The organism is Streptomyces sp. NPDC088746 (assembly GCF_044751065.1).
GTDB lineage: Bacteria > Actinomycetota > Actinomycetes > Streptomycetales > Streptomycetaceae > Streptomyces.
The window spans coordinates 1129478-1141690 of sequence record NZ_JBIVLA010000001.1 but is presented as its reverse complement, the minus strand read 5'-3'; the positions used below and the strand labels follow the sequence as shown (position 1 = coordinate 1141690).

At 72.3% G+C, this 12213-nt stretch carries 11 protein-coding genes; 7 read left to right on the top strand and 4 right to left on the bottom strand.

Annotated elements, in window-relative coordinates; translation table 11 throughout:
* Nucleotides 1–565 precede the first annotated feature (565 nt).
* Nucleotides 566–871: a heavy-metal-associated domain-containing protein gene (locus tag ACIP63_RS05400; RefSeq protein WP_401511654.1), complete on the bottom strand. Its 306-nt coding sequence runs from the start codon at nt 869–871 to the stop codon at nt 566–568.
* 301 nt (nt 872–1172) lie between these two features.
* Here ACIP63_RS05400 and ACIP63_RS05395 point away from each other — a divergent pair, with 301 nt between their 5' ends.
* Nucleotides 1173–2225 carry a zinc-dependent alcohol dehydrogenase family protein gene (locus tag ACIP63_RS05395; RefSeq protein WP_401511652.1) on the top strand — a complete coding sequence of 351 codons (1053 nt, stop codon included), beginning with the start codon at nt 1173–1175 and terminating at the stop codon, nt 2223–2225.
* 19 nt (nt 2226–2244) lie between these two features.
* Here the strand turns inward: ACIP63_RS05395 and ACIP63_RS05390 are convergent, their stop codons facing one another.
* Both ACIP63_RS05390 and ACIP63_RS05385 read right to left on the bottom strand, forming a co-directional pair.
* On the bottom strand, nt 2245–2436 hold the full coding sequence (locus tag ACIP63_RS05390; RefSeq protein WP_129263096.1) for an AlpA family transcriptional regulator: 192 nt from the start codon (nt 2434–2436) through the stop codon (nt 2245–2247).
* A 169-nt stretch (nt 2437–2605) separates the two neighbouring features.
* On the bottom strand, nt 2606–3532 hold the full coding sequence (locus ACIP63_RS05385) for a sugar phosphate isomerase/epimerase family protein (RefSeq protein ID WP_401511650.1): 927 nt from the start codon (nt 3530–3532) through the stop codon (nt 2606–2608).
* Nucleotides 3533–3700: 168 nt separating this feature from the next.
* On the opposite strand from ACIP63_RS05385, the gene iolC reads away from it, so the two are divergent.
* Genes iolC through ACIP63_RS05355 form a run of 6 tightly spaced genes read left to right on the top strand, consistent with a single transcriptional unit; the run spans nt 3701 to nt 11119 of the window.
* Nucleotides 3701–4774: a 5-dehydro-2-deoxygluconokinase gene (gene iolC, locus ACIP63_RS05380; protein WP_401511648.1), complete on the top strand. Its 1074-nt coding sequence runs from the start codon at nt 3701–3703 to the stop codon at nt 4772–4774.
* Nucleotides 4771–5661, top strand: coding sequence for a deoxyribose-phosphate aldolase (locus ACIP63_RS05375; RefSeq protein WP_401511646.1), 891 nt, complete (start codon nt 4771–4773; stop codon nt 5659–5661). The genes iolC and ACIP63_RS05375 overlap by 4 nt, the downstream gene beginning before the upstream one ends.
* A gap of 56 nt (nt 5662–5717) precedes the next feature.
* Nucleotides 5718–6602: a 5-deoxy-glucuronate isomerase gene (gene iolB, locus ACIP63_RS05370; RefSeq protein ID WP_401511644.1), complete on the top strand. Its 885-nt coding sequence runs from the start codon at nt 5718–5720 to the stop codon at nt 6600–6602.
* On the top strand, nt 6599–8515 hold the full coding sequence (iolD, locus tag ACIP63_RS05365; RefSeq protein WP_401511643.1) for a 3D-(3,5/4)-trihydroxycyclohexane-1,2-dione acylhydrolase (decyclizing): 1917 nt from the start codon (nt 6599–6601) through the stop codon (nt 8513–8515). The genes iolB and iolD overlap by 4 nt, the downstream gene beginning before the upstream one ends.
* A 13-nt stretch (nt 8516–8528) precedes the next feature.
* Nucleotides 8529–10037 carry a CoA-acylating methylmalonate-semialdehyde dehydrogenase gene (locus ACIP63_RS05360; RefSeq protein WP_401511641.1) on the top strand — a complete coding sequence of 503 codons (1509 nt, stop codon included), beginning with the start codon at nt 8529–8531 and terminating at the stop codon, nt 10035–10037.
* Nucleotides 10038–10078: 41 nt separating this feature from the next.
* Complete coding sequence (locus ACIP63_RS05355; RefSeq protein ID WP_401511640.1) at nt 10079–11119, top strand: phosphotransferase family protein; 1041 nt, start codon at nt 10079–10081, stop codon at nt 11117–11119.
* A gap of 3 nt (nt 11120–11122) precedes the next feature.
* On the opposite strand, the gene ACIP63_RS05350 is transcribed toward ACIP63_RS05355, so the two are convergent.
* The gene (locus ACIP63_RS05350; RefSeq protein ID WP_401511639.1) at nt 11123–12202 is read right to left on the bottom strand and encodes a hypothetical protein; all 1080 of its coding nucleotides are present in this window, start codon (nt 12200–12202) and stop codon (nt 11123–11125) included.
* Nucleotides 12203–12213 lie beyond the last annotated feature (11 nt).

The following is a 12213-nucleotide window of genomic DNA, read 5'->3' as shown; positions in this document are numbered from 1 at the left end:
CCCACGGGATCCGGCCGGGCGTTTGCGCGGGAGCCTGAACTCCCTTTGTTTTCCTGTGGTGCGTATTCAGTTCGGTCCTGCTGTGCGACTGCCGGGGTACGTACGCACGGGAGGGCCGCTCAAAGCTCCCCGGTGCACGTGCCCCGGCCACGCTTGCCCGGAGCGTCCCCCAAGACACTCCGTCGGACGTCCCCCAAGACATCCTTGGCATCGCACTCTTAGACTCACCAACTCATCAGATGGTTACCCTCAAATCGGTGTGATCTAAGTCTCTTTGTAGAAATTATGTGAAGGAGCACAACCGCAGACCGCCCGTCGTGACGGAGGCCGTCGGTGGCGTCTGCTGCCGCACCCGCGAACATGGCTCTGACCTGCCAGGACGTGGTCAGCGGCAGAGTGGCCACAGGGTGGCCGCACGCCTGGAAGCGGTTGCTTCTGATGGTGCACAGAGTACGCCTCGAAGGGTGGATGACGGCAGGGGCCACCTTGAGATCTCCATGAACCGGCGTGAGGCCGCCCCCGGGTGCCCTCGATGCGAGCCGCGTGAGGCGCGGGCCGCCGATCCTCAGGCGCGGCCCACCAGCTCGTAGCCCGCCTCGTCGACGGCCGCGCGTACGGCGTCGTCGGTCAGCGGCGCCGCGGCGGTGACGGTCACCCGGCCGGTGGCGGCCTCCGCCTGCACCGAGGTGACTCCCTCGATCCCGGACACCTCCTCGGTGACCGCTCCTTCGCAGTGGCCGCAGGTCATGCCCTTCACCTCGTACACCGTGGTGACGCCGCCCGCCTGGGCGTCGGCCGCTCCGTCGTGGCAGGAACCGGTGGACGAGCAGCAGGAGCCGGCGGTCCGGGGCGTGTCGGTCTCGGCGGTCATGGCGTTCTCCTCTTCGCAGGCACTGATGTGTGGCGGATGTGGCGCGAGGGGGCGCCGGGGAGCCCGGTGCGCCTACCCGCACGGACAACTATACCCCTAGGGGGTATGAAGGTGCCCCTGGCGTCACTCGACCGGGCGTGTCGCACATCAGGGGCGCCAGGCAGCGGCACATCGGAGACGGCCGGGGGAGGCGGCCGGGGGCGGGACAAGATCGGGGCCGGCGCGTAGATTCGCCGGATCGCGGGGCGGCGCGGCCCTGAGGAACCCGGCGGCGTGAGCCGGGCCATGGGAGGCGGGGCGGATGCGGGCAGTGGTGTTCGAGGAGTTCGGGCAGGAGGCCCGGGTCCGGGACCTCCCGGACCCCGCCCCCTCGGCCGGGGGCGTCGTGGTCCGGGTCGAGGCCACGGGGCTGTGCCGGAGCGACTGGCACGGCTGGATGGGGCACGACCCGGACATCGTCCTCCCGCACGTACCCGGACACGAACTGGCCGGGGTGGTCGAGGAGGCGGGCTCCGGTGTCCACAACTGGCGCCCCGGCGACCGGGTCACCGTGCCCTTCGTCTGTGCCTGCGGCCGGTGCTCCGCCTGCGCGGCCGGCGCCCAGCAGGTCTGTGAGCGGCAGACCCAGCCGGGTTTCACCCATTGGGGGTCGTTCGCCGAGTACGTGGCACTGGAGCAGGCCGACGTGAATCTGGTCGCGGTGCCCGAGGGGCTGTCGTCCGCCACGGCCGCCGGGCTCGGGTGCCGGTTCGCCACCGCGTTCCGGGCCGTCGTGGGACAGGGGCGGGTGGCGCCGGGGGAGTGGGTCGCCGTGCACGGCTGCGGCGGGGCCGGGCTGTCGGCCGTGATGATCGCGGTGGCGTGCGGGGCCAGGGTGGTCGCGGTCGACGTCTCGCGGCCGGCTCTGGAGCTGGCGCGTGCCTTCGGCGCGTCGGCCTGCGTGGACGCCTCGGACCACCCCGTCGGTGCCGACGAAGCCGTACGCGAACTGACCGGCGGCGGTGCGCATCTGTCGCTCGACGCGCTGGGGTCCCCGGTCACCCGTGCCGCCTCGGTGCGGAGCCTTCGCCGGCAGGGCCGTCACGTCCAGGTCGGGCTGCTGCCGCCGGCGGCCGGTGACCCCGTCGTACCCATGGCGCGGGTGATCGCGCTGGAGCTGGAGATCCTCGGCAGCCACGGCATGCCCGCCCACGACTACCCGCCGATGATGGACATGGTCCGGGCCGGCACCCTGCGGCCGGATCTGCTGGTGACCTCCACCATCGCGCTGGACGCCGCCCCGGCGGCCCTCGCCGCGATGGGCACCGCCCCGGGAGCGGGCGTCACGGTCATCGAACCGGCGCAGGGGGCCTGAGCGTTCGCGTCCGGCCGGCTCAGCGGCCCCGGTTGCTGGGCCGGGACGCGATCCACGCCAGGACGGTGTCCACGTACCAGTAGGGCTTCCCGTTCCGGACGTCGTCGGGAGGCGGTAGGAGCCCGTGCTTGCGGTACGAACGGATCGTGTCCGGCTGGACCCGGATGTGTGCCGCAATGTCCTTGTACGACCAGAGCGTTCTGTCCGTCATGAATGACACCTCTCTGTACGTCCGTGCGCCTCTGCTCCGGTGAACGAGAGCGGCCCGGCCCGGGCAGGGGGCGTCGCGAGTCCGTGACAGGGACCCAGCGGAACGCGGACATACGTGACAGAGGGGTGACTGCTGCGGCGGGTGGGGACCGGGAGGCTGAAGAGAAAGCTCAGGAGGACGGCCGCGCGGGCCCGCAGATGCGGAGGAACTCCCGGGTGCGGCGGGCGATGGGCAGCGGCTTGTCGGGCGGGCAGGGGTACATGTCCTGCTCGACGATGGCGAACAGGTCGGTGCCCAGGGCTCGCGCGGCGTCCAGCACGGGCTCCAGCGCGGGCACTCCGCCCGGCGGTTCGCACATCACGCCGCGCGCCACGGCCGGACCGAACGGCACCTCGTTCGCCACGACGTCCGCGAGCACCTCCGGGTCGACCTGCTTGAGGTGCAGATAGCCGATCCGCTCGCCGTAGGTCCTGATGAGCTTCACGCTGTCCCCGCCGCAGTACGCGTAATGACCGGTGTCGAGGCAGAGCGAGACCAGGTCGGGGTCGGTGGCGTCGAGGAAGCGGTTGACGTTCTCCTCGCTGTCGATGTGCGTATCGGCGTGCGGGTGCACCACGATCCGCAGCCCGTAACGGTCCCGGACCTCGCGGGCCAGGCGTTCCGTCTGGGTGGTGAGGTCGCGCCACTGCCCGGCGGTGAGCGTGCGGTCCTCCAGCACCTCGCCCGACTTGTCGTCCCGCCAGAACGACGGGATGACCACCAGATGTCCGGCGCCCATCGCCCGGGTGAGTGCCGCGATGCCCGCGACATGCTCCCAGGTCCGGTCCCAGACCGCGGGGCCGTGGTGCAATCCCGTGAAGACGGTGCCCGCGGAGACGGCGAGATTCCGGCGTGCTGTCTCGTCCGCGAGCCGGGCGGGATCGGTCGGCAGGTAGCCGTAAGGGCCGAGCTCGATCCACTCGTATCCCGCCTCGGAGACCTCGTCGAGGAATCGCTCCCAGGGCACCTGCTGCGGATCGTCGGGGAACCACACTCCCCACGAATCGGGTGCCGAACCGATGCGGATGCGGGCCGGAGGGGGTACGGAGGAGGTCATATCGCCCACACTCCAGTCCTCGGGGAGGAGTGTCAAGAGTTCGTCCGAATGTCCGGACAAAGTGTTGACAGGGTTCCGGGCGAGGGCTAGACCTGGGAGCGGCCGTCCGGCCGTGGCCGCCTCCCGGGAGGACGTGCCGGGCCGGAGCGACGGGTCGAAGGGATGCGTATGCCTGAGCCGTACGACGTGATCACCATGGGGCGGATCGGGGTGGACATCTACCCGCTGCAGACCGGTGTACCGCTGGCCCAGGTCGAGACCTTCGGGAAGTTCCTCGGCGGCTCCCCGTCCAACGTGGCGGTGGCGGCTGCCCGGCTGGGACGGCGCACGGCGGTGATCACCCGGACCGGCCGGGACGCGTTCGGCGACTATCTCCACCAGGCGCTGGGGGAGTTCGGGGTGGACGACCGGTGGGTGAGCGCCGTGGCGGAGTATCCGACCCCGGTCACCTTCTGCGAGATCTTTCCGCCGGACCACTTCCCGCTCTACTTCTACCGGCAGCCCAAGGCACCCGACCTGGAGATCCACAGCGGCGAGCTCGACCTGGACGCGGTGCGGGCGGCCCGGGTCTTCTGGATGACCGGCACCGGCCTCTGCGCCGAACCCAGCCGCACCGCGACCCTCACCGCGCTCCGCGCCCGTGGCGCGACAGCCCCGCCGGACGCGCCGGGCCACCCGCGGGCCACCGTCTTCGACCTCGACTGGCGCCCCATGTTCTGGGGCGAGGAGGGCGCCGGGAACGACGGAGCCGCCCGCGCCCACTACCGCGAGGCACTCGCCCACGCCACGGTCGCCGTCGGCAACCTCGACGAGTGCGAGATCGCCACCGGAGAACGCGAACCGCACGCGGCCGCCCGCGCCCTGCTCGACGCCGGGCCCGAACTCGCCGTCGTCAAACAGGGGCCCGGGGGTGTCCTCGCGGTCCACCGCGACGGCACCACCGCCGAGATCCCGCCCCTGCCCGTCGACGTCGTCAACGGTCTCGGCGCAGGCGACGCCTTCGGCGGAGCCCTCTGCCATGGCCTCCTCGCCGGCTGGGACACGGCGCACATCATGCGCTACGCCAACGCGGCCGGGGCCATCGTCGCCTCCCGCCTCGCCTGTTCGTCCGCGATGCCGTACCCGCACGAGGTCGAACAGGCCCTCGCCGAGGGCACGGCCGGCGCAGCCACGGGACCCTCAGGCGCACCTGGAGGCACGGGAGTCACAGGAACTGCTGGAGCCACGGGAGCCACCCCGTGACCCCGCCCGCCGCGGCCGGTGTCGCCGATCTCGTCCGGCTCCGCGCCCACCGCCCCGAAGCCGTCGCCGAGGCCGCCGCCGCCCGCCGCAGACGCCCTCTCCTCGGCCCCACCGGACGCCTGATGATCATCGCGGCGGATCACCCGGCGCGCGGCGCCCTCGCCGTCGGCGACGACGACCTGGCCATGGCGGACCGCTTCGACCTCCTCGAACGCCTCTGCCTCGCCCTCGCACGCCCCGGCGTCGACGGAGTGCTCGCGGGCGCGGACGTCCTGGAGGACCTGCTCCTCCTCGGCGCCCTGGAGGGCAAGGTCGTCCTCGGCTCCATGAACCGCGGAGGGCTCGCGGGAGCGGCCTTCGAGCTCGACGACCGCTTCACCGGCCACCGCCCCGCCGACCTCTCCCGCCACGGCTACGACGCGGGCAAGCTCCTGCTGAGGATCGACCACGACGACCCCGGCTCCCTGGACACCCTGCACACCGCCGCCCGCGCCGTGGACGAGATGGCCGCCCTCCGGCTGCCGGTCTTCATCGAGCCGTTCCTCTGCCACCGCACCCCTGCCGGGCTCCGCACCGACCTGGGCGCCACCGCCGTCACCACCTCCATCGCCATCGCCTCGGGCCTGGGCGGGACATCCGCGTACACCTGGCTCAAGGTCCCCGTCACCGACGACCCCGACGACATGGAGCGGGTGATGCGGGCCTCGACCCTCCCCGCCGTGCTGCTCGGCGGCGAGGTCACGGGAGACCCCGACACGGCGTACGAGAAATGGCGCGGCGCGCTGCGGCTGCCGACCGTCCAGGGGCTGGTGGTCGGGCGCTCGCTGCTCTACCCCGCCGACGGGGACGTGACGGGGGCGGTCGACACGGCCGTGGGGCTGCTGTGAACGCACCCGGCCACGGGTGCCCGTGAACGGACGGGACGACGGGTAGGGATGGAGCCATGACGACCACCGACGAGCAGCAGCGGTACCACCTCAGGGCCGGCCGTGCCGCACGCGGCCCCTACGCCCTCGACATCGACCCGGAGCGCGCCGGGTGGGAACGGTCGAGTCTGCGCGTCCTGGAGCTCGAACCAGGAGGTGTTCATACCCTGGTAACCGGGGAGAGCGAATGGATCATCCTGCCGTTGTCCGGTGGCTGTACGGTGCAGGCAGCAGGTGAGATCTTTGAACTGCTGGGCAGGAAAGACGTGTTCAGCGCGGCGACCGATTTCGCCTATGTCCCACGCGACGCCCGCGCCCAGATCGCCTCCGGCGCAGGAGGCCGCTTCGCCCTGGCAGGAGCGAAGTGCGAGCGACGACTCCCCGCTCGCTACGGCCCCGCGCCGGAGGTACCGGTCGAGCTCCGCGGCGCCGGCGCCTGCTCGCGCCAGGTGAACAACTTCGCCGCCGCCGACACCTTCGACTGCGACCGGCTCATCGCCGTCGAGGTCCTCACCCCCGGCGGGAACTGGTCCTCGTACCCCCCGCACAAGCACGACGAGCACCACCCCGGCACCGAGTCCGTGCTGGAAGAGATCTACTACTTCGAGGTCGAGGGCGACGGCCTCGGCTACCACCGGGTCTCACCGTCCCGCCCCGGAGGCACGGATGTCCTCGCCGAAGTCGCCACGGGCGACGCCGTCCTCATCCCCGACGGCTGGCACGGCCCGTCCATCGCCCCGCCCGGCCGCACCCTGTACTACCTGAACGTGATGGCGGGCCCGGGCGAGAAGCGCGAGTGGCTGATCAGCGACCACCCGGACCACCGCTGGATCCGCGACACCTGGCCCGCACAACCCGTCGACCCACGGCTGCCGCTCCACGGCACCGGAGGTGCCCGGTGACCACACCACGCAGCACGCCCCGAGCCGCTCCGAAGCCCACCCGCAGGCTCACCACCGCCCAGGCGCTCATCGCCTTCCTCGCCCGCCAGTACACCGAGCGCGACGGCCGGCGCCACCGTCTGATCAACGCCACCTGGGGCATCTTCGGCCACGGCAACGTCGCGGGCGTCGGACAGGCACTCGTCGAAGCCGGCCCCGCGATGCCGTATCTCCAGGGCCGCAGCGAACAGGCCATGGTGCACGCCGCCGTCGGATACGCCCGCCAGTCGGGCCGGCTCTCCGCCCACGCCGTCACCACCTCCATCGGCCCCGGCGCCACCAACCTCGTCACCGGCGCCGCGCTCGCCACCGTCAACCACCTGCCCGTGCTGCTCCTGCCCGGCGACACCTTCGCGACCCGCCCCGCCGACCCCGTGCTCCAGCAGCTCGAAGTGCCCCACACCGGTGACGTGTCGGTCAACGACTGCCTACGCCCCGTCTCCCGCTACTTCGACCGGATCACCCGCCCCGAGGCGCTGATCCCGGCCGCGCTCCAGGCCATGCGCACCCTCGCCGACCCGGCGGAGACGGGCGCCGTCACGCTCGCGCTGCCGCAGGACGTCCAGGCGGAGGCGTACGACTGGCCGGCGGAGTTCTTCGCGACGCGCGTCTGGAACGTACGCAGGCCCGCCCCCGACCCGTACGAACTCGAACAGGCCGTCCGGGCGGTGCGCGCCGCCCGGCGCCCCCTGATCGTCGCGGGCGGCGGCGTCCACCACAGCGCCGCCGAGGAGACCCTCGCCGCGTTCGCCGCCGCCACCCGCATCCCCGTCGCCTCCACCCAGGCCGGCAAGGGCTCCCTGCGCCACGACCACCCCGCCGACGTGGGCGGCATCGGCCACACCGGCACCGCCACGGCGGACGCGCTGGCCCGCGAGGCCGACCTGGTGATCGGGATCGGCACCCGCTACACCGACTTCACGACCGCGTCCGGCACCCTCTTCGCCGACCCGGCCGTCCGCTTCCTCAACCTCAACATCACCGGCTTCGACGCCCACAAGCTCGCCGCGCTCCCCCTCGTCGGTGACGCCCGCACCGCGATCGAAGCCCTCGGCGAGGCCCTCGGCGCACGCGGACACCGCGTCGCCCCCGCCTACGAGAGCGAGTACACCGAGGCCAAGGAAGACTGGGAGAGCCGCGTCGACGAGGCCTTCGCCACCGGCGACCCGGACGCCCGCCCCACCCAGGCGCAGGTCCTCGGACTGCTGGACGAGCTGGTCACCGAGGACGACATCTTGATCAACGCGGCGGGCTCCCTCCCCGGCGACCTCCACAAGCTGTGGCGGACCCGCTCCCCACGCCAGTACCACGTCGAATACGGCTACTCCTGCATGGGATACGAGATCCCCGCCGCCCTCGGCGTCCAGCTCGCGGCGCCCGGCCGGCCCGTCTGGGCGCTGGTGGGCGACGGCACGTATCTGATGAATCCCACCGAGATCGTCACCGCCGTGCAGGAGGGCCTGCCCGTCAAGCTCGTGATCCTCCAGAACCACGGATACGCCTCCATCGGCGGCCTCTCCGAGTCCGTCGGCGCCGAACGCTTCGGCACCGCCTACCGGCACCGCACCGAGGACGGGGCGTTCACCGGCACCCCGCTGCCCGTCGACCTCGCCGCCAACGCGGCCTCGCTGGGCATGGACGTACTGCGCGCCGGATCGGTGGGGGAGCTGCGCCGGGCCCTCGCCGAGGCGCGCGGCGCGGACCGTCCGACTTGTGTCTACGTCGAGACCGAAACGGCAGACACAGTGTCGGGGCCTCCCCCGGCACAGGCGTGGTGGGATGTTCCGGTAGCCGAAACCGCGACCCGCCCGTCGGCGGTCGAGGCCAGGAAAGAGTACGACCGGCAGATCGCAGCCCGACGCCGCCACCTGTGAAGGAGACCCCGTCATGAAGACCGTCAACCACTGGATCGGTGGCAGGCCCTTCGAGCGGGCCGCGGGCACGTCGGGCAACTACGGTCCGGTCACCGACCCGGCGACCGGCGCCGTCACGACCCAGGTGGCGCTCGCCTCCACCGAGGAGGTCGACGCCGCGGTGTCCGCCGCGAGGACCGCGTACGAGGCATGGGGCACCTCCTCGCTCTCGGCCCGTACCGCCGTCCTCTTCCGCTACCGCGCCCTGCTGGACTCCCACCGTGACGAGATCGCCGCGCTGATCACCGCCGAGCACGGCAAGGTGCACTCCGACGCGCTCGGCGAGGTCGCCCGAGGCCTGGAGATCGTCGAGCTGGCCTGCGGCATCACCACCCAGCTCAAGGGCGAGCTGTCGACCCAGGTCTCCAGCCGGGTCGACGTCTCCTCGATCCGGCAGCCGCTCGGCGTCGTCGCGGGCATCACCCCGTTCAACTTCCCGGCCATGGTGCCGATGTGGATGTTCCCGCTGGCGATCGCGTGCGGGAACACCTTCGTCCTCAAGCCCAGCGAGAAGGACCCGTCGGCCGCCAACCTCCTGGCGGAGCTCGCCGCCGAGGCGGGCCTGCCCGACGGCGTGCTGAACGTCCTGCACGGTGACAAGGTCGCCGTGGACGGGCTCCTCGCCCACCCCGACGTCGCCGCCGTCTCCTTCGTCGGCTCCACCCCCATCGCCCGGTACATCCACGCCACCGCCTCCGCCAACGGCAAGCGCGTCCAGGCACTCGGCGGCGCGAAGAACCACATGCTGGTCCTCCCGGACGCCGACCTGGACGCCGCGGCCGACGCCGCCGTCTCCGCGGCGTACGGCTCGGCGGGGGAGCGCTGCATGGCCATCTCCGCGGTCGTCGCCGTGAACTCCGTCGCGGACGAGCTGGTCGCGAAGATCCGCGAGCGCGCCGAGAAGATCACGATCGGCCCCGGCACGGACCCCACCTCCGAGATGGGCCCGCTGATCACCGCCGCCCACCGCGACAAGGTCGCCTCCTACGTCACCGGCGCCGCCGCCCAGGGCGCAGACGTGGTCCTCGACGGCACCGGCCACACGGTCGAGGGCTTCGAGGACGGCCACTGGATCGGCCTGTCCCTCCTGGACAACGTCTCCACGGACTCCGACGCCTACCGCGACGAGATCTTCGGCCCCGTCCTGTGCGTCCTGCGCGTCGAGACGTACGAGGACGGCGTCGCCCTCATGAACGCCTCGCCCTTCGGCAACGGCACCGCGATCTTCACCCGCGACGGCGGGGCGGCCCGCCGCTTCCAGCTGGAGATCGAGGCCGGCATGGTCGGCGTCAACGTCCCGATCCCGGTCCCCGTCGGCTACCACTCCTTCGGCGGCTGGAAGGACTCCCTCTTCGGCGACCACCACATCTACGGCAACGACGGCGTGCACTTCTACACCCGGGGCAAGGTCGTCACCACCCGCTGGCCCGACCCGGCCGACGCCCCGGCGGGCGTCGACCTCGGCTTCCCCCGCAATCACTGACACGGCGGACGCGGGCGCTCGCCGACTGGAAGACTGACCGCATGGTGACGGCGTCGCGGCTTCCGTTCGGCGAGACCCTGAGGGCGCGTCTGGGCTCACCCGCCCATCCGGTGGGCCTGGAGAGCAGCCCGCGTTCGCAGGTCTGGCGCATCGAGCTGCCCGGGCGCCCGGCGGTGCTGAAGCAGCTGGTGGCGGGCCCCGGGGCCGACGAGCGGTACGCCCGCGAGGTGGCCGCCCTGACCATCGCCGGCCGGGCCTCCGGCACCCCGGTCGTGCCCGCACTCCTGGGCACCGATCCGGCCGAGCGGGTCCTGGTCATCGAACACCTCGACGAACGGCGGCCGCCCGCCGGCTGGATCGTCGACTACGCGGCCGCCCTCGCGAGGCTGCACAGCACCGCCCGTCCGGGCGACGCGGGAGTGCTGCCCCGCTGGCAGGGCCCGACCGGTGCCGACGTCACGTCGTTCCTCACCCTGGCCGAGACCCTCGGGGCGGTCGCCCCGCCAGGAGTACGGGACGAACTCCACGCCCTCGTGGAGCGCCTCGGCCGGGCGGAGGGGACCGCGCTCCTCCACGGCGACCCGTGCCCCGGCAACGACCTGCACACCCCGGACGGGGTCAGGTTCATCGACTTCGAGCAGGCGTCCCTGGGCAGCGGCCTGATGGAACTCGCCTACCTCCGCATCGGATTCCCGACCTGCTGGTGCGTCACCAGGGCAGCCGCGCCCCTGCTGGAGCGGGCGGAAACCGCCTACCGCACGGCCTGGCACACCGAGACCGGCACCCCACTCCCGGACACCGGCCTCGCCGACGCCTGCGCGGGCTGGCTGATCCGGGGCGACGCCCTGGTCGAGCGAGCGCACCGAGGCACCACCGACCACCTGGCCCGCGTCCCGGACGAGGACTGGACCTGGGGCACGGCGACCGCCCGCCAACGCCTCGCCCACCGGCTCGGGGTGGTCGCCGGCATGACCACGGACCACGACGGACTGCGGAGCCTCGGCGTCCTCGCGGCGGACCTGCGCCGCACCGTCCTCGACCGCTGGCCGGCTCTGCGGCCCGTACCGACGCGGCGCCCGTAGCGGTTACTGGAAGCTGAGGCGGTGCGGGTGGCCGGGATCGGCCGGGCAGGTGTGCACGCGCATCAGGCCGCGGCCGAGGTAGACGTATGTCGGGTTGGTCACGTGTCGGGCATTTCCGGCGTCCCGGTCCTCGATCGGCAGCCAGCTGCGTGAGGCCCCGTCACACTCCCACATGTTCACGGTGAGCAGGGGCGGCATCGCAGCCCCGCACACCTCGCAGTCGACCGAAGCGGGGTCGGTCAGGTGCCATGAAGCAAAGCCGCCGACCTTCCAGCCAGGGGCGATCGACAGATCGCTCATGTAGTTGATCTGCTCGGGCTCGGCAGCTTCGGCTGCGGCCATCGCCTCTTCGAACTCCTCATACGTCGCGTAGCTTGCTGGTGGAGCGGAGTTGTATTCGTCCGCATCGTCCTCGTCGAGGCGCGCCTCCTCCCACTCGTCGATCGCCTCCTGGAGTTCCTCCTCCAGCAGGCCGAGGTACTCGTGCTCCACGACGCGCTCGGGGTGTACGACGCACGTGTTCGGCACGCATTCCTTCCGGCCGACCACCGGCGGTTCGGGCTGAGGCATGAGTACGGCGCCGACATCGGTGGACCGTCGCCACTTCAGTACGACGTCGATCGTGCGGTCGGCGCCGTGCACCTCGAAGGGGCACCAGAAGACCTGGAGCAGATCGTGCCCCTCTGGCCCCGCGAGATCCGGGACCTCGCGCGCGTACAGCTGGGCGACGGCCAGCATCGGCAGCGGGGCGTCGTCCTGAAGTTCCGGGATGTGGTTGCCCTCGCTCATGCCCTCGAGGAGGTGCCGTTCCTCCTCTGTCTGCTCCCGCCCGCGGGAGTCCTCCAGAATCCTGCGGCTCAGCCGCACGTCGGAGAGCAGGTGGCCCGTGCTTTTCGGGTGGACGGCCGTGCACACCGGCCACGGTTCGCCGGCCGGCCACAGCAGGGGGCCCGCCACCGAACTCTCGTGTGCCCCTGGTGAGCCATGACGGGGGTGCAGGCGGGTGGCTGTGCGCCGGTGGGCCGCGAGGGCGGGGAAAGCCGCTTCCACGTCGAAGGGACGGGGCGGGGTGGTGCGGGCCATGGAACGGTGCT

Excerpts from the sequence above, each read along its gene's own strand:
- ACIP63_RS05400 (WP_401511654.1), bottom strand. The coding sequence starts at position 871 with ATGACCGCCGAGACCGACACGCCCCGGACCGCCGGCTCCTGCTGCTCG.
- ACIP63_RS05395 (WP_401511652.1), top strand. The coding sequence starts at position 1,173 with ATGCGGGCAGTGGTGTTCGAGGAGTTCGGGCAGGAGGCCCGGGTCCGG.
- ACIP63_RS05390 (WP_129263096.1), bottom strand. The coding sequence starts at position 2,436 with ATGACGGACAGAACGCTCTGGTCGTACAAGGACATTGCGGCACACATC.
- ACIP63_RS05385 (WP_401511650.1), bottom strand. The coding sequence starts at position 3,532 with ATGACCTCCTCCGTACCCCCTCCGGCCCGCATCCGCATCGGTTCGGCA.
- iolC (WP_401511648.1), top strand. The coding sequence starts at position 3,701 with ATGCCTGAGCCGTACGACGTGATCACCATGGGGCGGATCGGGGTGGAC.
- iolB (WP_401511644.1), top strand. The coding sequence starts at position 5,718 with ATGACGACCACCGACGAGCAGCAGCGGTACCACCTCAGGGCCGGCCGT.
- ACIP63_RS05360 (WP_401511641.1), top strand. The coding sequence starts at position 8,529 with ATGAAGACCGTCAACCACTGGATCGGTGGCAGGCCCTTCGAGCGGGCC.
- ACIP63_RS05355 (WP_401511640.1), top strand. The coding sequence starts at position 10,079 with ATGGTGACGGCGTCGCGGCTTCCGTTCGGCGAGACCCTGAGGGCGCGT.
- ACIP63_RS05350 (WP_401511639.1), bottom strand. The coding sequence starts at position 12,202 with ATGGCCCGCACCACCCCGCCCCGTCCCTTCGACGTGGAAGCGGCTTTC.